The 22,406-nt window shown below is 39.1% G+C and carries 22 protein-coding genes and 1 pseudogene; 6 read left to right on the forward strand and 17 right to left on the reverse strand.

Annotated elements, in window-relative coordinates; genetic code table 11:
- Nucleotide 1: 1 nt before the first annotated feature.
- From DR864_RS28735 to DR864_RS28770, 8 genes and pseudogenes are all read right to left on the reverse strand, one after another.
- Entirely contained in the window at nucleotides 2–844 is an 843-nt protein-coding gene (locus DR864_RS28735; RefSeq protein ID WP_114070594.1) for a ParB N-terminal domain-containing protein, read from the reverse strand.
- Between the two features lie 14 nt (nucleotides 845–858).
- Nucleotides 859–1,803 (reverse strand): ParA family protein, encoded by a 945-nt coding sequence (locus DR864_RS28740; protein WP_114070595.1) that lies wholly within the window; start codon nucleotides 1,801–1,803, stop codon nucleotides 859–861.
- Nucleotides 1,804–2,167: 364 nt separating this feature from the next.
- A complete protein-coding gene (locus tag DR864_RS28745; protein ID WP_114070596.1) occupies nucleotides 2,168–2,974 on the reverse strand; it encodes a sugar phosphate isomerase/epimerase family protein in 807 nt (268 codons plus the stop codon).
- A 421-nt stretch (nucleotides 2,975–3,395) separates the two neighbouring features.
- Nucleotides 3,396–4,184 carry a phytanoyl-CoA dioxygenase family protein gene (locus DR864_RS28750; protein WP_114070597.1) on the reverse strand — a complete coding sequence of 263 codons (789 nt, stop codon included), beginning with the start codon at nucleotides 4,182–4,184 and terminating at the stop codon, nucleotides 3,396–3,398.
- Between the two features lie 14 nt (nucleotides 4,185–4,198).
- Nucleotides 4,199–5,477 (reverse strand): annotated as a pseudogene (locus DR864_RS28755) (MFS transporter).
- Complete coding sequence (locus DR864_RS28760; protein ID WP_162794281.1) at nucleotides 5,474–6,274, reverse strand: sugar phosphate isomerase/epimerase family protein; 801 nt, start codon at nucleotides 6,272–6,274, stop codon at nucleotides 5,474–5,476. The pseudogene DR864_RS28755 and the gene DR864_RS28760 overlap by 4 nt, the downstream one beginning before the upstream one ends.
- Nucleotides 6,275–6,410: 136 nt before the next feature.
- Nucleotides 6,411–7,778 carry a Gfo/Idh/MocA family protein gene (locus tag DR864_RS28765; RefSeq protein ID WP_114070599.1) on the reverse strand — a complete coding sequence of 456 codons (1,368 nt, stop codon included), beginning with the start codon at nucleotides 7,776–7,778 and terminating at the stop codon, nucleotides 6,411–6,413.
- Nucleotides 7,775–8,506, reverse strand: coding sequence for a 3-keto-disaccharide hydrolase (locus tag DR864_RS28770; RefSeq protein WP_114070600.1), 732 nt, complete (start codon nucleotides 8,504–8,506; stop codon nucleotides 7,775–7,777). The genes DR864_RS28765 and DR864_RS28770 overlap by 4 nt, the downstream gene beginning before the upstream one ends.
- 141 nt (nucleotides 8,507–8,647) lie before the next feature.
- Between DR864_RS28770 and DR864_RS28775 the strand changes: the two genes are divergently transcribed.
- Nucleotides 8,648–9,526, forward strand: coding sequence for an AraC family transcriptional regulator (locus DR864_RS28775; RefSeq protein WP_114070601.1), 879 nt, complete (start codon nucleotides 8,648–8,650; stop codon nucleotides 9,524–9,526).
- A gap of 22 nt (nucleotides 9,527–9,548) precedes the next feature.
- On the opposite strand, the gene DR864_RS28780 is transcribed toward DR864_RS28775, so the two are convergent.
- The 4 genes from DR864_RS28780 to DR864_RS28790 form a co-directional block, all read right to left on the reverse strand.
- Nucleotides 9,549–10,742 (reverse strand): replication initiation protein, encoded by a 1,194-nt coding sequence (locus DR864_RS28780; RefSeq protein WP_114070602.1) that lies wholly within the window; start codon nucleotides 10,740–10,742, stop codon nucleotides 9,549–9,551.
- A 1,251-nt stretch (nucleotides 10,743–11,993) separates the two neighbouring features.
- Nucleotides 11,994–12,140 (reverse strand): TraG/VirB4 family ATPase, encoded by a 147-nt coding sequence (locus DR864_RS30305; RefSeq protein WP_229599614.1) that lies wholly within the window; start codon nucleotides 12,138–12,140, stop codon nucleotides 11,994–11,996.
- A gap of 1,366 nt (nucleotides 12,141–13,506) precedes the next feature.
- Nucleotides 13,507–13,782 (reverse strand): hypothetical protein, encoded by a 276-nt coding sequence (locus DR864_RS28785; protein WP_162794283.1) that lies wholly within the window; start codon nucleotides 13,780–13,782, stop codon nucleotides 13,507–13,509.
- Between the two features lie 4 nt (nucleotides 13,783–13,786).
- Nucleotides 13,787–14,023: a DUF4134 family protein gene (locus DR864_RS28790; protein ID WP_114070648.1), complete on the reverse strand. Its 237-nt coding sequence runs from the start codon at nucleotides 14,021–14,023 to the stop codon at nucleotides 13,787–13,789.
- 298 nt (nucleotides 14,024–14,321) lie between these two features.
- Here DR864_RS28790 and DR864_RS28795 point away from each other — a divergent pair, with 298 nt between their 5' ends.
- The 3 genes from DR864_RS28795 (at nucleotide 14,322) to DR864_RS28815 (ending at nucleotide 17,405) form a co-directional block, all read left to right on the forward strand.
- Nucleotides 14,322–14,906, forward strand: a complete 585-nt coding sequence (locus DR864_RS28795; RefSeq protein WP_262510967.1) for a nucleotide-binding protein — start codon at nucleotides 14,322–14,324, stop codon at nucleotides 14,904–14,906.
- Nucleotides 14,907–15,711: 805 nt separating this feature from the next.
- Nucleotides 15,712–16,194 carry a YWFCY domain-containing protein gene (locus DR864_RS28800; protein ID WP_114070604.1) on the forward strand — a complete coding sequence of 161 codons (483 nt, stop codon included), beginning with the start codon at nucleotides 15,712–15,714 and terminating at the stop codon, nucleotides 16,192–16,194.
- A gap of 686 nt (nucleotides 16,195–16,880) precedes the next feature.
- A complete protein-coding gene (locus tag DR864_RS28815; protein WP_114070607.1) occupies nucleotides 16,881–17,405 on the forward strand; it encodes a hypothetical protein in 525 nt (174 codons plus the stop codon).
- 113 nt (nucleotides 17,406–17,518) lie between these two features.
- On the opposite strand, the gene DR864_RS28820 is transcribed toward DR864_RS28815, so the two are convergent.
- The 4 genes from DR864_RS28820 to DR864_RS28830 all read right to left on the reverse strand — a co-directional run bounded on the left by DR864_RS28820 (nucleotide 17,519) and on the right by DR864_RS28830 (nucleotide 18,949).
- Nucleotides 17,519–18,250: a HipA domain-containing protein gene (locus tag DR864_RS28820; protein WP_262510969.1), complete on the reverse strand. Its 732-nt coding sequence runs from the start codon at nucleotides 18,248–18,250 to the stop codon at nucleotides 17,519–17,521.
- 171 nt (nucleotides 18,251–18,421) lie between these two features.
- Nucleotides 18,422–18,667 (reverse strand): HipA N-terminal domain-containing protein, encoded by a 246-nt coding sequence (locus DR864_RS28825; protein WP_114070608.1) that lies wholly within the window; start codon nucleotides 18,665–18,667, stop codon nucleotides 18,422–18,424.
- Nucleotides 18,603–18,749, reverse strand: coding sequence for a hypothetical protein (locus tag DR864_RS30505; protein WP_310587576.1), 147 nt, complete (start codon nucleotides 18,747–18,749; stop codon nucleotides 18,603–18,605). Before DR864_RS30505 ends, DR864_RS28825 begins: the two co-directional genes overlap by 65 nt.
- Complete coding sequence (locus DR864_RS28830; protein ID WP_114070609.1) at nucleotides 18,746–18,949, reverse strand: helix-turn-helix transcriptional regulator; 204 nt, start codon at nucleotides 18,947–18,949, stop codon at nucleotides 18,746–18,748. Before DR864_RS28830 ends, DR864_RS30505 begins: the two co-directional genes overlap by 4 nt.
- Before the next feature lie 112 nt (nucleotides 18,950–19,061).
- Here DR864_RS28830 and DR864_RS28835 point away from each other — a divergent pair, with 112 nt between their 5' ends.
- Both DR864_RS28835 and DR864_RS30435 read left to right on the forward strand, forming a co-directional pair.
- On the forward strand, nucleotides 19,062–20,792 hold the full coding sequence (locus DR864_RS28835; protein WP_114070610.1) for a toprim domain-containing protein: 1,731 nt from the start codon (nucleotides 19,062–19,064) through the stop codon (nucleotides 20,790–20,792).
- Between the two features lie 421 nt (nucleotides 20,793–21,213).
- Nucleotides 21,214–21,342, forward strand: a complete 129-nt coding sequence (locus DR864_RS30435; protein ID WP_262510968.1) for a hypothetical protein — start codon at nucleotides 21,214–21,216, stop codon at nucleotides 21,340–21,342.
- 208 nt (nucleotides 21,343–21,550) lie between these two features.
- On the opposite strand, the gene DR864_RS28840 is transcribed toward DR864_RS30435, so the two are convergent.
- Entirely contained in the window at nucleotides 21,551–22,111 is a 561-nt protein-coding gene (locus tag DR864_RS28840; protein ID WP_114070611.1) for a helix-turn-helix domain-containing protein, read from the reverse strand.
- Nucleotides 22,112–22,406: the final 295 nt, after the last annotated feature.

A 22,406-nucleotide genomic window follows, 5' to 3' on the forward strand; every position in this document is an offset into this window, starting at 1 on the left:
ATTACAAATATTTTTTCAATTCTTTTACCTTTTGCACGAGCAGTGCGTAGTCTGACTTTGAAACCATATTTGTCGCAATTCGGGCTACTTCCTTTTTTCGTTGCGCCAACTCTTCCAGAAAAGGAGATGATTCAGTTTTGGAGGGTTCAGAAAGTGATTCGAAGGATTGAAACGCTCCTTCGGCTACATCTTCCCGTTTGCCTAATTCCTGAATAGTCGTTTTCTTCAAAGCGGCGTTACCAGCCAATACTTGTTGACGTAGCTCTGGCGAAAACTTTGAAATACCCTTGGCAAAATTTCCGTCGTTTTTGATCGTGCGCTGACTTACTTTGTATTCGTCGGCCAGCTGCTTTGAGATGTCTATTCCCCCTTCTTCGCGGTCGTATTTTCCCTTGCGGCCTTTTTCGCGGTTGTACCTCAGCCCCCTAAAAAAAGATAATTGCTCGGGGCTTAAATTTCGCCGTCCTAGTTGAAAGTCAATCATGTAATCCTTGACTTTCTCAAGGTCATCAAACTTTAAAAGTACAATTTTAAAATCAATCGTGTATTTTTCGCAAATCGTGTATCGATTGTGCCCATCAATGAGTACATAAGCCACTTCCTCAGAATCATCCAAGCCCGCCACTTTTCGGGTTGTTTCCCATACAGCCAACGGGTCTTTACATCCCTGACTCAGGATATTTGCTTCTAGCATGGCCAATTCATCAGTCGTCAGCGGGGTAATAAATTGACGAAGTTCTTCCAGAATGATGAGTTGTTTCTTTATTTTTTCCACTTCAGAAAATGCTGAACCGGGCAATTGAGCGGTTGCTTTTTTGATACCCGACATGAAATCTTTTGCCATATCTCGAAGAAAGTTTATGCAGTTGCTAGTTCTTGAGCCAGTGCCAAGTACTGATTAGCGGAATTAGATTTGGGAGAATATTCAAACAGGTCTTGTTTGGCGACCTGCGATTGTTTGATGACCGTGGAGGTTTCAATCAGGGTGTCAAAAATGGTAAAATGCCCATAAACCTGACGAATATGATCAATCATGGTACGATGAACGCTCTGATTTTTATGAACCATTGTAAAGAAAATTCCCCTTACTCGTAAGGAATAATTCAAATGTTCTCTAATCTCAAAAATCCGATTGAATAGATTCTCAACCCCATGATAAGCAGATGCTTCGGGCTGAATCGGAATGAGGCATTCGTGAGAGGCAACCAACGCACAGGTAGTCAGCACATTAAGTGCGGGCGGGCAGTCAATCAGAATAAAATCGTATTCAGAGAGGAGAGGAGCAAGTTTGTTGGATAATCGCTTCTCACTACCGATTGAATTTACCAGTTCTAACTCCCGGTAAGCCATTTGAATATCAGAGGGTGATAAATGCAGTTTTGACTCAATTTCGATAATTGGTAGGTCTCTTTTATCCAACAAAGAATCAATTATCTGGGTTTCGGGTTGATGAATTCCAAAGCACTGCGATAAATTTCCCTGCGAATCCATGTCAAGCATCAGCACGCGGTTCCCGAGTAAACTCAGCGCTTTGCCAAGGTTGATGGTGGACGTTGTCTTCCCGACTCCTCCTTTGTGATTAACGATGGATATTACTTTGGCTTTACTGAATTGCTCCTCCGAAAAACCGTAGTTTCTCAATACGGGCCCCAATTTGGCCAAGTGGTTCTCGTTGAGGTTTATCAGTCCCCCCTGCGCTTTATAGAGGGTTTTGGAAGGCAATCCCGCCTCTTTTTCAATTTGTGAATGGTTTAATGCAGGTTTTGATCTAAGAAACCGAAACACAATATCCTGTGTCAACATCAGCAATAAGGGTTAGAGTACATAGCCAAAATTAGATATAATTTTATCAATATCTCTTTATTTAGATATAAAATTATCTAATTTTTTCACCCGAATTCTTAAAGATCTTTTTTAATATAGGCTTTTTGAGCTTTGCCAATCCGATATATAGCTGATGCTAGGAAATTCACTTTAGGGCACTGGCTTAATTATTTTCAATTTAAAACGAAGAAAAGAGTACACTTGTTATCTTGATATTGATGTTTGACAATAGTGCAACGTTTGCAATATAGTAAAGTAGAATCTTTCGTTTGTAAAAGCAGAATTGTTACTAATTATTCGACGATTGTCCATAGTTCAAAGGCCATTATTTTATGTAAAACGCTTATTCATACCGTTTTTTCAACAGATTCAACATAAACACATTGATTTCCCATTGACTCGCCACGGGTTGCTGCGTATAAGGCAATACGGGCATGTAAGTAGCGGGGCCAAACTCGGTATTCATTGTAAGTTGGGTTCCGTTCTTGCGATGTATTTCTACTATTTTATCCCACCATAACAGATGAGTTTCAAAAGTTTCTTTCCATTCGGGGGCACGGGGATCATTTACCTGCGGGCCTTCAATGTGACCAATGCGGGTGTGGATATGATCGGTATGGCTCAGGGCTAATTCAACAGCTTCTGGTTGGTCGGCCAATAGCGATTCATGCACATTACACCAGTGTGAAATGTCCAATGTAATGCGTAAATCGGAAATTTGGGTAAGATAGTGTTGAGTTATGTGTGCCGCAAACAGGCTCTTGCCACGGTGAGTTTCGTGGATGATTTTAACGCCTGTTTCTTTTGAAATACGAGCGGCGACTTCAAATAAACGCTTATTTTGCTCAAAACTGAAATAGTCCTTTCCCGATTGGCAATTGATGAAAACAGGGTTGGCCGAAGAAAGGTGTCTTAGGTATTTTTCGTAATTTTCGGCGTGCTCGTCAAGATCCCTTTCAAAAGATTGGTAATATTGACCGATGAATTCAAGGTCGTATTGTTTGAATATATCCAGAATTTCCTGTTTTTTTTTAACTTCTAGAGGCAGTGCCATTTCTACCCCATCATAGCCCACCTCTTTTACATTTTTGCAGAACGTATCAAATGGCAGCATATTACCCCAGGCCGGAGCGTAGAACTTAATTTTCATGCTATTTTTATTATTGGGTAAATATTCGCTTTTGATTGAAAAGGTTGAACTGCTATTCTTGTTCCCAATGATATGAGTTAGGTTCTAGGTTCATCATTTTTTCTGTTTTGTTTAAAAATTAGGTAGTCAGTTGACCACCTAATTTTTGCATTCATTTATCTACTAATTATTCTCAATCACTTCATTTTTTAAATTTACATACTAGATTATGACAAACCACAATTCAAAAAAAACTATTTATTCTTAGAAGAATCGAATGTTATGTACTTTTCCCGTTTTTAGAATTCTTTTTTAATACAAAAGCATTCACTAAACCATAACCAGTATTCACCTAAAAAACCATCAATTACCATTGTTTTAGCAAACACATGCCCCTAATATTCCTAAAGGTGGTATAGAAAAAGTGCCCAAAACAGTCTATCTATTTGACCAGAAAATCGGCATTATCTGTAATACTTACCGCATCTTCGGCCAATAAATCGCCTTTAAAAGGCTCAATCGGGGTGTAGCTGCTGGTGTGAACATCTTTGTAGGGTTTATTACTCGACAAGTTATATGCCGTAATAATTGACCAACGAGGCTTGTCTGATAAATTGGCCGCTGAAGCGTGAAGGGTATTACAATGAAAAAAAGCAGTATCTCCTGCAGCCATCTCCAAATAGTCCAACGGCATAATTTTGAGGGCTTCGTTTACTTTTTCCATGTCAGCCCCAACCTGTTCTCCCGCAAAACCGTGCTCAACCCGTCCCATTTTGTGCGACCCTCGAATCATCTGTAAACAGCCGTTTTCTTTAGTTGCTGGGGTGAGAGCAGTCAGCACACTGAGCATATCAGGCAATAAAAACCCGTTGTTTTTGTACCAATAGCCATAGTCTTGGTGCCATTCCCATGCTCCGCCCGTTTTGGGTTCTTTCTGCATCAATTTTGAATGATAATGCGCTGCCTTGCCACCCAATATCTGTTCTACGCCCCTTACGATCCGCTCAGAACGTGCAAATTTACTGTATAGGCTTTCATCCAGCGAATACCACAAGGCCAGTTTTGTTTTCAAGCCCGAAGCATCAGTACGGTCATAACTTTTTTTTCTCATCACGTCATCTTTAATGGCTATTTTGTACAATAAATCTACCTCTTCTTGCGTGAAGAAATTGCGAACCACAACGTAGCCATCACGGTGATAGGTGTCGAGGTGTTCTTTCGTAAATTCCATGATTGTATCAGTTTTTAAGATTTAACAGCATCAATATCGGGGACTAACAAATGAATGATTAGCAGAGCAGCACCATACATCGAAGCAGCAATAAAGAACAGGCTCTTATAACTGCCTGTGGCTTCCAGCAAATGCCCCGTGGCAGTGGCCATCAGCATCCCTCCGACAGCACCTGCCATACCGATAAACCCAACGACGGTTCCAACGTCTTTCTTTGGAAAAAAAATCGGTTGCCAAGGTGTACATATTGGCCGACCACCCTGTATGCGCAGCCATACCAAGACCTATTAGCAGTACTGCCGACCACAAATTGGCAATGCCAGATACCCAATAAATTGGGGTGACAAGCAGGGCACAGAGAAGTAATGTTGTTTTTCGTGCTGCGTTGATACTCCAACCCATTTGCAGGAATTTGGACGAAAGCCAGCCCCCACCAATACTTCCCGCATCGGCAATCAAATAGGCGGTAATGAGCGGTAAACCGATTTTATCTAATTGAAGTCCGTAAGTTGAGTATAAATATTTGGGCAACCAGTAGAGAAAAAACCACCAAATAGGATCGGTCATGAATTTTCCGATGGCTATTGCCCAAACCTTTCGGGTACGAATAATTTCCCAAAGTGAAGCTGGATTTTCATCATTAATTTCAACATCTTCTTTGATCAGGGCCACTTCCGCTGCATTGACTGAAGGGTGATTTTCGGGCCCATGAACCATTTTTACCCAGAAAAAAAGCCAGATAAACCCAAGTAACCCCGTCAAGATAAAAGCCCATTGCCACCCAAAATTGAGTGCAATTATAGGAACAGTAAGCGGGGCAACAATGGCCCCGATGTTGGATCCAGAATTAAAAATGCCCGTTGCAAATGCCCGCTCTTTTCGGGGAAACCACTCCGAAATAGTTTTAATGGCTGCTGGAAAATTTCCTGCCTCCCCTACCCCCAAAGCCAACCGAGCAACTCCGAATCCAAAGGGAGTCCGTGCTAGTGCATGACCCATAGCCGCCAGCGACCATACCGCAATGGAAAGAATAAACCCTTTTTTTGTTCCTAAAAAGTCAATCATTTTACCCACCATCAGCAAACCAATGGCATACGAAAACTGAAATGCCGTGACGATGTAGCCGTATTCGATTTCCGACCAACCGATTTCCGTTTGGAGCTGAGGTGCCAAAATTGACAAAACCTGACGGTCAACATAGTTGATAGTTGTAGCAAAAAAAAGCAAGGCGCAAATCCACCAACGCCTGAACGTCGGTTTCTCTAAGTGTAATATTTCAGGCTGAATTTTCATTGCTCGTATTCCAAACGTGATTTATACCCTTTCCAAATCGCCATGGTATTTTGGACAAGCTGTGGTTTGTTGCCTTTAATATTGTAACACTGTATACCAATCGGCCCTTTGAATTTCAGATCTTTGACCACGTATTTGAGCAAGCCATAGGTATCAAAACTGCCCGTGCCAAGCGGTAAAATATAGTCATCCCAAATGGTTTTCTGCGATGTCATCACATCGTTGGCCCCGCAAATCGTAATCATTTTTAGATAAGGTTTTAATTCTTTCAGGTGGGGTTTGAGTTGCGTACGTTCGGCGGCGGAGGTTGTTGCCAGCCAATGACACAGATTAAAAGTGAGTCCCACATTTTTACGATTGATTTGCTTGATGAGTAACATTGCATGATTGGTACGTTCCACATAAAAACCATGATGCGGATAAATAGCGACCTGCAATCCCGCAGCTTTGGCCCAATCGCTTAATTGAGTAACCAATCTCACCACCAAGGTATCCGCCCCGTGCGATGAGGGCTTGAAACGGGCCGCATCGACAATGATAAAAGGTGCAATGATAGTTTTACTGCCTTTTAGCTGTTGGATGTACTCTTCCAAACGCATATCAATATATGGTTCCTTCAGCTCCACCCGCACGTAAAAATAAGAACCTGCAAATTGATGTTTATCCAATGCAGCCTTCATCCCTTCAAAACTTTGCGTTTGGTTGATTTCGATGCCGTCGAAGCCCGCTTTTTTGACCAATTCCACCTGTTTATCAAATGTATTATAGGTAGAATCACCGCGAATGATGTTGTGCAAAGTAAAAAAATCGTTTTTGATTTTTTGGGCAGATGCAATTGCAGCACAACCCAGCCAGAAGAAAAGTAGAAAAAAGTACACCCTTAGTGCCATTTTTTGCATTATTTGTGCCGGACCGCCAGCGCGGTTAAAATATTTACATCGTCCAAGGTTTTCTTGCCAACGGAGCCGCCAATAAGGCATTTGCGTAGTTATTACCTTCAAAAAGCTCTTTTTCGGGATTCCACTTCAGTTTTTCCCCCGCTCCTACCTGAGCGGCAATCAACCCGATTTGGGAGATCGAAATAGTACGGTGTCCTACTTCAATGGGTTCGAGCGTTTTTCGATTTGTTTTTACGGCTTCAATAAAATCTGTTTTATCCCATAGCGTTTTTGACAAATCTAACTCGCTTCCCATAGGTTTTGAATCCAGCATTTTAGGGTTACTTGCCGTCAATTTGCCAGGATAATTTTCTACATGAATCCATCCTTCTGAACCGATGTATTTGATGCTTGGTCTGCTCGTTGGGCTTTGCAGGCAAGTCATTTCAACGCTGTTAGCGTAACGGTATGTTACCTGAAAATTGATCATTGTATTCCAAAGACTTTTGGGAAATTCTCCTTTGCCTTCCACTTCGACAGGCCCTGAATATTCACTGTTGTTAGCCCACTGCGCCATATCAAAATAATGCGCGCCCCAGTTGGAAATCATTCCCTGTGCATATGTATCTACCCGCATCCAATTAGGGCGTTTCAAAATATCAAAGGGCGTATGCACCCGCATATCAGTATAAGGTACATAGGGCATAGGGCCCAGCCAAAGGTCATAGTTAAGTCCTTTTGGAACGGGCATATCCACCTGTGAAGGAACCGGCGGCGGGTCAGAAGGAAACACGATTTCGATTTTTTGCAGTTTTCCGATTCTACCGTTTCGCACTAATTCTACGGCTAGATTTTGCGGCCGTATAGAGCGAAACTCACTGTCGGTCCGATTCACCACTCCGTATTTTTTGAGTGCGTCCACGAGTTCCCTTCCCTGATGAACACTCATGCTGAGGGGTTTTTCGCAACTGATGTGCTTTTGGGCTTTGGACGCCAAAATACCCATCGGAACGTGCCAAAAATCTGGTGTCGAAATCATGACGGCATCAATGTCTTTGCGGGCAATGATTTCCCGAAAATCCACGTAGGTGGCGCAACCTTTGTACTTGCCGCTTATGGTGTTTTTGGCATAATGCGCCTCAATAGTTGTTTTGGCCTTATCCAGTCGCCAACTGTCTACGTCGCAGGCAGCTACGATTTGGGCATCTGCTATATCCAGCAGACCGGGGATTTTTGCCCCAAGGCTTTTTTGCTCGGCCCCCTGCAAATTTTGGCCATAACCCTGCCGACCGGTACCGATCAGGCCAACGGTAATTCGGTTGGAAGGAGCATTTTTCCCAAAGACCGAGGCTGGAACTATGGTAGGAAATCCGACGGAGGCTGTTGCCAACCCGGTATTTTTAAGGAAATTTCTTCGGTTCATAACTCTTTCAGTTTAATATTTTTAAATGCTACGCTATGCCCGTGGTCTTGCAACAAAATGTGCCCTTCGGGAATCGAAGCAAAACCCTGATAATCTTTGAATTTGCTTTGCTGAACACCCTGTTTGAACGCCTCCGAATTTCGGTTAATGTCCAACACTTTTTTTCCGTCGAGCCAATGTTCGATATGATTGCCGTTCACCACGATTCGGGAAGAGTGCCACACTTCCACTTTTATGTCCGGCTTTTTTGCTGCCATAACATCATAAATAGAAGCCGTTTTGAGGTCTTGCGGCAAGGGTTTGCCGTTGTAGATATAATCGGCATCGTCAATGAGTTGGTATTCATAGCCCGTCTGCGAGCCCTTTTCTGGTTTGGGTTGTCTTTCCTCAATAAAATACTTCACGCCGGAGTTTCCCCCTTTGCCGAGCTTCCAATCAAAAATTAACTCAAAATTTCGGTACTTTTTCAGTGTCACAATGTCTCCTACATCACCTGATTCCGCTCCATCCGAAAGTTCTCCCCGAAGTTCACCATTTTTCACAACCCAGCCATGCTTCGGAAACACGCTGCTGTATGCGCCCCGCCAGCCTGCAGTCGTTTTTCCATCAAACAGCAACACCCAGCCCGTCTTTTGCTCGGTTTGAGTGAGGGTATTAGGTTTTTGAGCATTACATCCCATCACTCCTAAAAACCATAGAATGATGGCCATGAGACGTAAATAATACATAATGAGGTTGTTTTTTTGCAAAATTCAAACATTTATCATCATTTTTCTAATGATAATTTTGCAAAAAATGTCCCCATATTTGCAATAAATGGTTTTTTTAAAATAAATTAGCAAATAATAAAACAGAAACCCATTTAGTGTATGCGTCCAGACCGTCTGACTGTTCCCCAAACGGATTACCGCTCGTTTGACATCCGACACGAACAAGTACCTTACTTTACGAACCCTTGGCATTTTCACCCCGAACTCGAACTTAACTATATCGTTGAAAGCACTGGCACGCGTTTCATCGGTCAAAGCGTGGAGCGTTTTGAAAGTGGTGAAATTGTGTTGTTGGGCAAAAACCTGCCGCACTACTGGAAAAACGATGCTTCCTATTATCAGCCCTCGACAGCTCCCAAGGCGCAGGCCATTATACTGCGTTTTGCTGAAGATTTTGCAGGAGCCCCTTTTTTTAAACTACCCGAAACCAAACATATTGAAGCCCTTTTTGAAAAAGCCATTTATGGGTTAAAGCTCCTTGAACCACTACGCTCCCAAGTAGCTCAGCAATTGCATCAATTACTTGAAGCAGTAGGCTTTTCCCAATTAATGACTTTTGTTGGTCTGCTGGACACCCTTGCCAAATCCAATGATTTAGCCGTCATTTCGCCCAATTATATGCCGATTTCCACCCTTACTAAAAACAACGAGCGCATGAATCGGGTGGTGGCTTATTTGTTGGAACATTTTACCGAACCGATTACTTTACAAATAGTCGCCGAATTAGGGAGTATGAACGAATCAGCCTTTTGTCGGTACTTCAAAGCCCAAACAGGACAAACACTCAATCAATATATTACTGATTTGCGGATTCGATACGCCTGTGAACTGCTCAGCAAAAGTAAAGACTCAATCACCCAAATTTGTTTTCAGGTGGGTTTTGAGAATGTCTCTCATTTTATTCATGTTTTCAAAAAAGCACGTCACCAAACTCCTTTTGAGTTTCGACAGAAGGTAATAGGCAAAATACTTATATGAATAGCACTACTTCATGAAAGGTTTAAACTTCTACTTTGGTCACTTTTAAATCAAACCCTTCATTTAATTCAAAATAAAGGAGGAATCCCCTTTGTTTAGATTCCTGTTCTGTGATTTCTATATGAGAACGAATAGCCGAGAGCGAACGGAGTGATTCAGCATGGTAGGGAAACATACGGAAGAATTCTTTCATCATCCATTCCACATCAGTGATCATGTTAAACTGATTGACCAGGGCAGTGCCTTGAAATTTAATTACTAATTCTCCATAATGACTCTTATTAGCTACATTACCCAAAAGGCGGTCATAAAATTCATCAGCGTGTTTGCGTAGCCGAGTCTTATAATCGGCTGTTACTTGCTCAATGTATTTGTCCACATCCATGATAGCCTCTCCACTACCCTGTTTGGCTTTCTTTTCTTCCAGTGCCTTCACGTTCTTCTTTTCCCACACCCAAAACCGTATTCCTGTTACTCTTGGTTTTTTAGAATCCAAGTTGTTACCAAGCAGTTCATATTTTACAAACAAGTCGGTCTTCTCGTTTATCTCGTGAATGGCTGGGTCAATTACATGCTTCTTTAACGAAGAAAATCGTGAATAAACCACTTTATTGAAGCCCAGTTTTTCCTTGAACGATTTCAAATCTACATCTATCGGACGACCATAATTTTTCCAGCTGCTGAAAAAAGGGAATAGCTTGATAGATCGAGTGGTTTGTAATGCAAATACGTTTTTCTTGAAAAAACTAAAATTCTCGGTTTCCTTTACCTGTAAGATCTGCTTCGCCAAGTCGTGTGAAATATATAGGTCAATTTTCCCCGAGTCATGCTTATGTACACTCTGCGAGATAATTGGCACGATGATGGTTTCACGACCTTCTATCCATTCCACAAGAGTTGTCTGCAACATCTTGATTGAGTCAATCAAATACGAATAACCTGATGTATTGGTGGTTTGGATGCTCTTTAAAAAGTCTTTAATTTCAAGCGTTAGGACGATGTTTGTGTTGCGACTCAGGTTTTCTAAGTCAGCGGGTTTGAGTCGAGAGGCAATTTCATAGAATAACTTGGGGGTATATACTTCGTTGATTTCAGCTTTTTTGCTTTTTGACAACTGACGTATAAAGGTAGGAGTGGCAATAGGGTTATTCAGAATGACTACGTCGGAATTATTCTGCAAGTCTTCGATATATTCTGAATTGGTCTTCTTTGCCATTACAATTGAGTTTTATTTAGAATTCAGGTAAACATAGAAAAAAAGTAAATAAGCTCAAAACTCATTTACATTTTCATTTTATAATATCACTGATTATCAGACTATTAACTACATATATATAATGAATGAATATACATTATCCTCAAAAATGAATATTACTTCACACCAATATTCATTTTTGAGGATTGGTCATCTAGGTTTTACATGAATGGATATACATTTTATTTTAAGTTATCAACAATAAAATTAAAATAACTACTTGTTTATCAATACATTAACTAGTTATCCACACATGAATGGATATACATTTTATTCATTTGGAGCTTATACATGACTCAATATACATTCATACATGAATGGATATACATTTATACATGACTCAATATACATTTATCCATGAATGGATATACATTTATACATGAATGGATATACATTTATCATTCCATAAAACATTAAAAATCAGACAATTATGCTCGTTTTTATAACTTCTAAAAAAATACTTAAAAAGAACTTAAAAAACAATTTTAAAAAACTATATAAAAAAGGTCTTTATAATTTTTTGTTTTTTTGAATCAATGGGGAAAAGAAAAATTCATTAAAGCAGGTGTTATTTAGACGTTGAAGTAACTATTTTTTTAGTTACTTCAATTACCTTTTTAAATAAAGGCTACTTCAAGTTAATGGGATAAACAAAATTATTTATTGATCGACATGAATGAATATACATTCCTACAAGAGAACCAAAGGGGTAATTTTAAGCCTTCAAAAAGGAAATAAATAATTGATTTTCAGATATTTAATTACATTTTGCAATCAGGATTTAGTTGTACTTTTGAATTGTAACAAACTCGTATTACTATAAAAACAGCTTCAAAAATGCCAGTAAAAATCTATTGTCTTATACTACAACTTGGGACGAAATCGGCTTTTACCCTAAAACTACAACGTTATAACTACAAACCACCAGCGAGCGATAGCAGAGTAAAAGCCATACTGTATTTACAAGTTTTGGCTAGCTACTATCTAAAGCAAATGTTACTCATTGATTGAGAATTCTTTGATTAAAGCACATCAGCATAGAGGGCAACCACCACCGACTAAGACCACATTTTCATTGAGTTCCTGTATAGCCGTCGTCACTGCAAGCTATCAAAGTAGGCAAAAAAGTCGTGCACATCCACTCGATTGCAATGCAACTTAGTATTCGTGAACATGCTTAAAATAGTTACTTCCTCTGATTTTAATGAGCGTTCACCACTTTTTCCATAGAGCAATGAATAAGTTAGTTAAAGCATCTTTCGGTTCTTCATCGGGGTTCAAATCCTTCATATAGAAGGGATTGAAGTTTATGGGATTATCGGTTTCGTAAGTAATATACCGTTCACCATGAGTTTCCAAAGACGTTTGTATGTGTCGCCCACATCCACCATGCTTATGTGTACACCGTGAGACAGTAGGTAATATATGGTTTTGTATTGGTCAATGTAAACGACTTACCTGGCCCCCATGGACCAATTACCATAAAATTTTGATTGGAAATCAATCCTTTTTCAACGGAGCAAAAAACGTATTTACTATACACGGTTGGCAAAAGCGGCCAGTGAGTAGAGTCCTATTTTTGTTGAAAAAAATGTCTTGGTAATTCGTTTCCACGTTCCAAATGTTCCTAGCCTCTTCCAAAAAGCAAGTAGCTAAATTGTCTCTTCCAGTTTCAAAAATGTTACCCAGAATACATACCCAAAATAACGTTTTAGCGTCCCAAATAGCCAACTTTGGTTTGAAGTTGAATTAGACATTACTGCCGCTGCCAATGAACGGTAGCTGTCAGCGATTTTGGAATATCGATAAAAACCCATTACGTAGAAATATGCTTTTACAACCTTTCAGTTGTTAACTTTCACTACTGCCATAAAGGTATTTTTGTAGAAATACTCACTTCGTTTTCCTTCGACCCTGCCGAAAAAGAATAATTGAAGCGTACATTGCCGATCATTTCATTTACCATCTCAACCCCGCTGCAAATTACTAACCCTTGGTTATATACGTATTTGTGTTTATGTCATAAATCATTTCAACATCGATCGAAAGCGAAAAATATTTTTGAAAGAGCCTCGTTTCGGTTTTGTAATGAGAATTTCGTATTTATTCAGCCTGTTTAATCTTTTCTTACTTTCCCTGAATCTTAGAATGTTCCTCGAATTGATTTACAATTTCCGTAAATTCAATCTAAGTTTAAGTATCTTGAATTTCTTTGGGTACTAAGTGCCGTTTGAGTAGCGAGGATTGCTGACTGGTTCGTTTCAAAGGCGAAGAAGCAGGACGAGTAATCTACATATAGCAGTGGGGCCGCAGGTAGGGACGTTCCGCAAAGTGTCGTTGGTTTTCCCAAGCAACATAATTTTTGGATTACAGATATTCACTTTCGAAAATTGGGTTGTACTCCTCGTCAATGAACATATCATTGAAGCCAATGGATAGAACCTTAATTGTCTGAACTAAAGCATCCCAATAAGATTACAATCAACCATATAAAAATCATCCCTTCAACTTCCTCGCCCCGATTCCATTTTTGAAAGAGGTTTAGTCCCACAAACACCGCAGCCGTCGCGGCAGGAGGAGACAGGTATTTATAGTAATGGCGTAGAAATAATCAATTGTTCAGGTTTAATACCAAAGTCCTGTTTAGTTATTTATGGGGTGAACCTACTTCCATTTCTGAGACGTAGGCACTTAAACGGGTCGTGATGATAAGTATCGCCTCCACCTACCGCCAAATTTCAACGGTAATAAGTTCTCTTTCATCTAATTGCCAACGGTTATAGATACGAAGTCCTTCAATCAAACTCATAAATCCACAGACCAAGTAAGTAAAGGTGACAAACATTGAATGGTTGTTGTGAAGTGGTTCTGATAAATATTTATCAATTCTCACCCTCGAAAATCCACTTTTCTTAGTCAAATCTACTGATTTAGCAAATGTATGGTCATTCATCAGTGAAGTCAGCAAAAATGAAGAAACTATATATTGGAGTCGTTTCATTGGCTTAAAAGAAGACATACTGCAGGGACGCGGCAATGGCTAAAATGAATAAAATCGCACTCATCCAACCCAATGCAGCTTTTTGGGTATCTTGGTCACCATTTTGCCACTTGCTGTAAATTCTGAACCCGCAGACTAAGCCAACAATGGCTGCAATTACATAGATAATGGTTGTTACTGATGTAAAATAAGCCTGTAGGGCAGCAGCTTGTTGATCAATTACTTGGGCGTCACTTTGAATACCTGCATTCTGCGCGTTGGACTATGTAAAAGCCGCTATTGTCAATTCAGCGCTCCACAGGTAGTGAATCTTTCTTTTCATTATTACGAATTTTTTAGGTTTGTAACTGATTTTTAAGAAAAAATAAATAATTTTTATTATTTTAAATTATTAAAATAATAAAAATTATTTATTTAAAATTTAATGTATATTTATTCATGTTTAACTCAAAGAATTGGTAACCACAGATTTTATCAGACTGAAAAATACCAGATATAAACCAATGAAAGTAATAACTGTGGCGCATTAGAAAGGGGGAGTGGGCAAGACCACTTTGGCACTTAACCTTTCCTTTTTACTTAAAGATATGCTCAAAGTAGGCATTCTTGATACCAATATTCAAGGCATTGTAGTTGGCTTGGGTGATTTGCTTGAAGGTAATAAACTTGTACCACAGGAGGTTTTAACTATAGGAGACGTACCAGAACTAGTCATCCTGATAATTGATACCCCGCCTTACTTGACTGTTCAACTTTCGACACTGTTTGAGATTTCGGATTTTGCATTAGTGCCTTTCAAGGTGAGTTATTTGGACGTTATGGCAGTTAAAGCAACAGTTGCGCTGATTGCTGAGGCTCAAAAACAAAACCCCACCATGAAGCCAGGAATTGTGCTGAACATGGTAAAGCACCGCACAAGTGTAAATGCTGAAATTAAAAAGATTTTAGACAGTTACCCCATTCCGACCCTAAAAACGAAAATTATGGAACGGGTAAGTTATATTCGGTCAGTAGTTTCTAATGGGGTGGGAAATATAGGAGATGAAAAGGTAACGGAAGAAATGATGCCCTTAGCCGAAGAAATAGTTGGACAACTTTATAAATATGAAACAGGATGGCTGTAAGTGACGAATTTAAAAACCGTTTGGGTAAGTTGAGTACAAAACTTGCAGAAGAACCTGCTACTTTACCCATGCAAAAGGTAGAACCGGTTCAACTGGTTCTGTAGAAAACCGTGGAAGAGCCAGAGGAGGAAATTACCCAGTTCAACGTGAAAATCCCCGCTGCTTTAATGAAAAAATCAAGCATAAAGCGGTGGAGCAGGATATCAATATCAATGACGTGGTAGCTCAGATTTTGATTGATCACTTTAATAATTTATAAAGATTGATATTGGAGTACGGAACACATTTTTTGGAAATAGATTACCCAATTGGTATTTTAGATTACGAAGCGCTTGCTATTGGCATCTTTGCGGGTTATAAAGTCTATAACGTATATGACTTGCATAGGTCGTAAGGCTGTCTTATTGACATTCTTCGTTGCTGCGGTGAATTTTTTCGCGTTGATTTAAGTAAAGATTGTTCGTCTGATTCTGGGCCTTACACTTGTTATTGGATTCCTTACCAATTATGTGGTGTAAGACTCTGTGGATAATTTCATTGGAATTGTGGCAGGCTCATCGATTGGAGCATTGATTAACTACAAACACACCAAAGACTATAAAGTGTATCGTTATCCAACACCTTAAAGATCGCATGAAAGAGAATAAAGAAAAGGTTTTTAAAGCCATGGAGTTGAGACGGTTATTTGAGAGAAAATAGCGTAAATACCACCGCTTTTCAACTTAAATAACATAAAAATATAATTTATCCTCATTTAATTAAATGTTTTTATTATTTTAAGCCCAAAATTAAATAGATATTTTAAATGTCGGGGCTGATAATCAAAGAGAAAGAAGGGAATGCTCTGGGTGGTAAGCTATTGCTGATTATTGCCATTCTGTTATTAATTTTTCACTTTTTGTGGTTTTGCCATGTGATTATAGCAGAAAGCCTACCTATCCGAGGCTTCATTTATACTTTTTTGACCAAGCTCCATCGCCAATTTAAGCTGTTTAACACGTCCATCCTTTCCAAAATTATGATCTATTTCTTGATATTTTTAAATTTACTTGGCTTGAAAGGAAAGATTGTTCCAAATGTTAAAAGGCAGAAAATAATGGCTGATGCCCCACTGTGGACAGCTTTATTCATGGGTTCAATCTTTCTGCTCTATCTGAAAGAGGCTTTTACTCCAATTTTGATTGATACTTTTTATATCATTGTCACGTTGGTAGGCTCGCTATTGTTGGTCAAGCCAGGACAACACATGTCTCGATTGCTTTTGCCCAACCTGAAAATGATATTTTAATGTATCGAACGAAGAATTCCCTCAAAATGAAACGTTTGTATCTAACGAATCAAGACTTCCTACCACTTCCTCGCAAATGGCGGGAAGGCTTAGTCGATATCGTAAACCCTTTTGGTTTGACCATGGTGTTGGGTTTGCCAGGTTCTGGAAAGTCATATACGATCTTAAAACCCAGTCTTTGGCAGTTCATTTACGAGGGTTATACGGCTTAAATTTTTGGGGTATCAATTTTGATTATATTGAATATTCACACTGTTGAAATCCGTTGTAATTATCAATATTATCGAAGAAATTCTGGCATCAAATATCTCTACGTTGAAGCAGTACGAGTTCATTGGGCATTTTGTTGATAATTTTGGTGAGGAATTTGATATTAAAAACATTCAAAGCTTTTATGAGTGTATTGAAAGACCAGCTCAAAAAATGGAAAACTGCTTATAATCAATAATTTGGCAGTTTTGATGCAAAAGAAATATGATGTCGATTACCAAAAAATTAACCGAGCAAGAGTAACGTTCTTTCAGAAACTGGCTTTTACATGAACATTAATACCGTGTAAAGCAGGACATTCCGCTGCTCATTGAGTATGAAATGACAGAATACAGAAGAACTGCCGATTCGGCAGTTCGAAACCCATAGGTAATTTAACCACCGCTTCTGCGGTTCCGATTTTAAAATTTATACCAATGAACCCACGAGGTAGACCTAAGTTGGCTGCTGACGAGAAAGGCAGCTACACCCCTATTTTGGTAGGAGAAGATGTGCTGAAAACCTTACAGATATCTTCGGAAAAGCCCGAAGAACAGGCGGAATTGAAAGCCAAATTGACAATTGTGAAAGAACACCCTGAAGCAAGTGAATACTACTGGAAATTGGTGTTTACCTACTCGTTTTTTGTCTATAAAAACCGCCGTATGACAGATGCCATTTTTGAACGGTCTGATACAATGACACTCGAAAACATCAAAAAGATGAATCTTAAACAGTTGGCGGAGATAGTAAATATTGAGTATCATAACTTCAAAAATATGTACTCAGGGCGGGGAAATGCCAAGAATTTGTTGCAGTACCAGTCATTTTTGTACGAAAATGGAGTCAATTTTATTTCATTACAATATATGGATACGCTTATCAATAAGGCATATTCCTACTATCAATTGCTAAAAAGTGACAAATATACCAGCGAAGAATTGAAGAATTTGTTTTTTTGATTTTTCTATTGAGTCATCTTAAAAGCATAATTTAAACGCTCCAATCGAGATTCATAAGATGTTAAATACATGGACTTAGCAGCATCGCTCAGCCAAGATTTTTGCGTTAAAGTCTACACTTTCTCGTAGTCTTTCTGAAAAATAACCAATTGCTGGCGTACTCGTTTTTTGGCAGTACCAATACGAGAACCAAATATGAGGAAATCAACGAAAGCGTAAAAAGCATTAGCAGTGTAGCTATCGGTTTCGTAATCATTACTAAAAAGACCGTCTTTTAACGCCATATCCGAATCAGTGAGATGTAAGCGGGTACAAATCAAGTTGTAAGCAGGGCTCAGTACAAAATCACCATCAAGGGTTTCGATAATGGAGAAGTTTTTGAGATGAGCGTCACCATTTGAAAACAAATCATTGAATAATACCAGTCGAAAAAATTTCTCCAATTCTACCCGATAAGCGGACAAATGGTGTTTTATCAATTGAGCAATTTCTTCATAACTGCCTTCGTATTTATAATCTGGCCCTGCTGATTGCTTCGTTCGGCCCGATAATGAAGCAAAATCTTCCTGCCGCCATTTTGAACCATCAGACCGAAAATCAAAGCGTTTAAAAAGCAAAGCGGGCTCTTCGTCGACAAAGAAAATGAGGCCGTTAGCTGCTGATGAAACACCATACACTTGCCGAGCAATTTGCATGGTAAGATGTTCATTAGCGGGTATTTCAGTTGCCTTAGGTAAATCGGCAGGAATAGGTTTCAATATATAGTGTGTTTGCTCATTTGGTTGAGGCAGCCGTAAAGAAGTACCGTCAAGAACAAATACATTTTTTCCCTGTACGCCCGAAATGGAAAGCTACCGAAATGATTGGCCAAAACCAGAAAAGTTGATGCTCTGATGTCTTGGTGTTTGAAGGGTAGGAGAAACGCGTTTACCGTTAAAAAGTACCTGCCGGTCTTTAGGACAGTAAGTTTCAAAGTTGAGTTGTATTGTAGAGGGACAAACCATGATTTTCATAGCTTAATGGTCTGTTTTTTTAGGTTGTTCCATAACTCGAACTGCTCCAATCGTATCAGAGTGTGCAATGGCCAACAAAAGCCCGAAATCATCATTTTCGTCGATTTTAAGTAATCGACATTGTATCGCACGATTATAACCCTTTGATAACAGGCCATAGAATAAAGGAAAAAGGTAAGGCGACTTATATTCCTGATTTGAAATGGGCAACGTCAAACTCAATATTGGGGCGAGTGATGTAAGTGTCATCGTACCGAAAAATGAAACTGTCAGGCGTTTCAATCAGTTCGCCCACTGCTTCATGATTAAGATAGACAGTCGCCTTTCTCATAATTTAACGGTCAGGTTAAGTTCTAAACCCAGCACCTCTACAATTTTAGTTAGCGTTTGAAATGATGGATTACCCGTTCCGTTTTCAACGGCAATCACGGTACGAAGTCCTATCTCTGCCAAGTCGGCTAAGTCGTTTTGGCGAATATCAAGCCTTTGTCGACGTTGCCTTATGGTTTCACCAAGTTGAATGAGAGTCATAAATGAAGATTTGAATGTGCAATATAATGCTTGTTTGGCTCTGTTTTTCTAAAAACGCAATTGTTTGTTTATTAAATGTGTAATATATTGCATTAAATAAAGAAACAAGTTGATGCGAGACTTAGAACAAATCAAACGAATATTGGATCTTGAAGTGGTTTTGCAACACTATGGCTACAGGTTTGTCAAATCGAAGTCATCAACTGTTTCGCGCATCTACCGAAAAGGAGAGCAACGCTTATCTGTCATTGTTGACGGAGGTTTCGCTGCCAAATTCTTTGCAGACTTAAACGATCCTCAATTTAAAGGCGATATTTTTAAGTTCATGGAACGTATGGAGCATGGAAACTACCGCCAAATATTTGAGAAGATTGAATTAATGATGGCTCAATCTGGTACGCTTCCCGATGTATTTGCCAAAAAGATAGATTTACCCGAGCAGAGCGTGGTTGAACCGGTGTCGGACCGTCGCAGGGAAGATATACGCCTCCGCGAGCAGGATTTATACCGCAAATTTCAGATTACACCGCTTACAGATACTGAATACCTTGAAAGTCGGTATATTTCAAAAGATGTACTCTTTTCCAAAGAATTTGAAGGACGACTCAAAAATGTGACTTTTGATAACGGAGTTATTCAGTACGCAAATACAGCGTTTCCCATGTATGCGCGCAACGGAAACATTCAATCAATGGATATTCGGAATATGGCTTATAAAGCGTTTCCTAAAGGAGAGAGAGGGGAGGCTTTATGGCGTTCTAATCAGTTTTTTGAAGCAAAAAGGGCGTTGAAAGCCGAAAATGGACTGGAGATACCGGTAGGAACGCTTGGAACTCTTTACCGTCGTGATACCGAAAATTTCGTATTTATGTACGGAGAGGTAGGGAAAGAAATGCGTTTGATTGTACCTTATGAGCAAGCTAAAACGGGTCTGAATGAAGTCCCTGTTCATCGAATAATCATTTCGGAATCGCCTATTGATGCAATTTCGTTAAAACAATTGAATCCTGAAAAAGCCAATGAACGACGTTTATACGTCGCTACTTGTGGACAGCCCAGCGGGAAACAACTGGCTTTTTTACAGGAAATTCTTAATCAAAATCCTCAGGCACAGTTTGTAATTGCACAGGATGGTGATAATGCCGGCCTACGATTTGCAGTGAATTATTTGGTATTGGATCACCCATCCGAAGACCCAGAAATGAAGATTAAACCGTACCTGATGTTTTCATCGACGGTTGAACAGCAACCCAAGAAAATAAAGGAAAGTACCCAAACCCAAGAATCCACGGGAATGAACCGGTTGAAGCTGGAACTTCGCTACCCTTTGGCCGCTGGAGCAAGAAAAGCGCAGGAATTAAATGAGGGTTTTATCAGGGCTTTAGCGGAAGAGATGAATTTGTTTGCGTCACGAATACCCAAAAATTGTAATGACAAATCTCAGAAAAATAAAGAACAGCAAATCGAGCATCATCTCCAGAACATACCTATCACAGAGACAATGCTCGACGAAAATATGCAGTACCTGATTACGCGTACTGAGATTCACTTTCTGAATAATGCCGAACTAACTACAAAAGTACTGAAACGTATCAGTGATGAAATTGAAAACAGGCAGGGGCAAAAACTGTTTCAATTCGTTTGTTTAACTCCGCAGCAAAAAGATTTGAATAATGTCTTAAAAGAGCTTAACGGTCAGGCGTTACCGTCGTCTCATCCTCTTACATTACCAGAACTTCCAGTTATTAAATCATACCAAGATATTCAAAAAGACAAAAAAGCGGGTAAGGAAAATGTTGAACATCAGTGGTTTATGTCAAATAATAACAAAATTATATTTTAAAAAAAGGGATCTAAGCACTTTTTCATAGAAGCCCTTAGCATAGTTCTTTTCATTGATTAATAGACCTACGATTGAACATCAAGCAAATACTTCTAATGTGCGCTCCTATTTTAGGACCAGTAGTTAAATTGGATAACGGGCTTATTTATTCCCGTATGAAAGGTGTGCAGAGCACTAAATCTTGGACACAGAGTTTCCCTTATTTTGGTAAAACTGATTTGATTATTAGGACTATTCTTCATTTACCACCCTTTTGATTTCAAGAATTCAGCAGGATTTTGAAAGCCAATCCCTCCATGAATTCTCTCAAATCTAGAGGCCGCCGCAGTGAGACCTTTTATCACATCTAACATAAAATCTTTCAGGTACAATCATAGTTTGAAAAACGCGTTTAAATAATATTTTAACACCAAGATATTAAATGACTAACATTCCATCGGGAGAAAACATCCAAAATGGTCAAAACTTGCACATTTCGAATGCTACCCTTAATCCTGATAAACTTGACATCGAATTCCTGGCAGGTAAAAGGCACTTGCACCTGTGGTAATAAGTCTTTAACCTAATTGCGTTTCATCTTTTTAAAACTTATCAAGTACTCATTTCTAAGTAATTGATGAGTCTTCACAGACTGGATTACTACAAACGATGTAGCGATTTGACACTTGCCAAAAAACTGGTTATATTACTATAAAATTTAATTTGGGTAAGAGTACATGTGATAATTGACACACGTCTAAAATTTCCCATCCGATATATCACATATTTTCCAGATTTCCTTCGCGCTTCTGCCACAATTTTTTAAAATAGGATGGAGGGACACCTGTCACCTTTTTGAACTGAGTCGATAAATGTGCGACACTACTGTAGTGGAGGCGATAGGCAATTTCGGTTAAATTTATCTCATCATATAGCAGCAATTCTTTGACACGTTCAATTTTATGAAGGATAATGAACTGTTGGATAGTCATGCCTTTATGCTCTGAAAATATGTTTGATAAATATGTATAATCGTAGCCTAATTTTTCGCTGATATAGTCTGAGTAATTTACTTTGGGTACTTCATTCTCATAATGGATCATTTTAATGATGACGGCCTTTGTCTTTTCAATAAGGATACTTTTTTTATCGTTAAGCAATTCTAGTCCTGATTGGAGTAGTTGTTCTTTAAGGATTTCACGTTGTGGTGGTGTAATCTCTTCCAAAAGCTCTACCATACCCAAGTCAATAGTTTTGTAAGGCAACCTGAGCTTTTTTAGGGTCGCTTCCACTACCATTTTACAACGTAGACTGACCATAAATTTGATGTATAGCTTCATGTAGTTTTTTGTTGATTGTATTCATTATATCATCGCTTTTACTAAAAGCAGATGAATACAAACCGAGGCCCTTAAGCTATACAAAACATAAGGTGAGCGTATCTACCCGTAAGCACTAAACAATCATGCCACACAACTAAAAAATTGGTCAAATTGTATATAAACCCTTTAAAATGTGAGATTTATGTAAGAAAAAATCTAAGATATGTAATACTTTACTGATGAAGCAGAATCAGTTTTAATTGAATTACAACAAAATCATTTTGTTTTTGCTGTGAATAACCTGCCAATACCA

Origin of the sequence: Runella rosea, assembly GCF_003325355.1 — a bacterium.
Taxonomy (GTDB): domain Bacteria; phylum Bacteroidota; class Bacteroidia; order Cytophagales; family Spirosomataceae; genus Runella; species Runella rosea.

What these genes read in the sequence shown, in the direction of transcription:
- DR864_RS28735 (WP_114070594.1), bottom strand. Translation starts at nt 844, where the DNA reads ATGGCAAAAGATTTCATGTCGGGTATCAAAAAAGCAACCGCTCAATTG.
- DR864_RS28740 (WP_114070595.1), bottom strand. Translation starts at nt 1,803, where the DNA reads ATGTTGACACAGGATATTGTGTTTCGGTTTCTTAGATCAAAACCTGCA.
- DR864_RS28745 (WP_114070596.1), bottom strand. Translation starts at nt 2,974, where the DNA reads ATGAAAATTAAGTTCTACGCTCCGGCCTGGGGTAATATGCTGCCATTT.
- DR864_RS28750 (WP_114070597.1), bottom strand. Translation starts at nt 4,184, where the DNA reads ATGGAATTTACGAAAGAACACCTCGACACCTATCACCGTGATGGCTAC.
- DR864_RS28765 (WP_114070599.1), bottom strand. Translation starts at nt 7,778, where the DNA reads ATGAACCGAAGAAATTTCCTTAAAAATACCGGGTTGGCAACAGCCTCC.
- DR864_RS28770 (WP_114070600.1), bottom strand. Translation starts at nt 8,506, where the DNA reads ATGTATTATTTACGTCTCATGGCCATCATTCTATGGTTTTTAGGAGTG.
- DR864_RS28775 (WP_114070601.1), top strand. Translation starts at nt 8,648, where the DNA reads ATGCGTCCAGACCGTCTGACTGTTCCCCAAACGGATTACCGCTCGTTT.
- DR864_RS28780 (WP_114070602.1), bottom strand. Translation starts at nt 10,742, where the DNA reads ATGGCAAAGAAGACCAATTCAGAATATATCGAAGACTTGCAGAATAAT.
- DR864_RS28785 (WP_162794283.1), bottom strand. Translation starts at nt 13,782, where the DNA reads ATGAAACGACTCCAATATATAGTTTCTTCATTTTTGCTGACTTCACTG.
- DR864_RS28800 (WP_114070604.1), top strand. Translation starts at nt 15,712, where the DNA reads ATGTCGGGGCTGATAATCAAAGAGAAAGAAGGGAATGCTCTGGGTGGT.
- DR864_RS28815 (WP_114070607.1), top strand. Translation starts at nt 16,881, where the DNA reads ATGAACCCACGAGGTAGACCTAAGTTGGCTGCTGACGAGAAAGGCAGC.
- DR864_RS28825 (WP_114070608.1), bottom strand. Translation starts at nt 18,667, where the DNA reads ATGACACTTACATCACTCGCCCCAATATTGAGTTTGACGTTGCCCATT.
- DR864_RS30505 (WP_310587576.1), bottom strand. Translation starts at nt 18,749, where the DNA reads ATGAGAAAGGCGACTGTCTATCTTAATCATGAAGCAGTGGGCGAACTG.
- DR864_RS28830 (WP_114070609.1), bottom strand. Translation starts at nt 18,949, where the DNA reads ATGACTCTCATTCAACTTGGTGAAACCATAAGGCAACGTCGACAAAGG.
- DR864_RS28835 (WP_114070610.1), top strand. Translation starts at nt 19,062, where the DNA reads ATGCGAGACTTAGAACAAATCAAACGAATATTGGATCTTGAAGTGGTT.
- DR864_RS30435 (WP_262510968.1), top strand. Translation starts at nt 21,214, where the DNA reads ATGACTAACATTCCATCGGGAGAAAACATCCAAAATGGTCAAAACTTG.
- DR864_RS28840 (WP_114070611.1), bottom strand. Translation starts at nt 22,111, where the DNA reads ATGAAGCTATACATCAAATTTATGGTCAGTCTACGTTGTAAAATGGTA.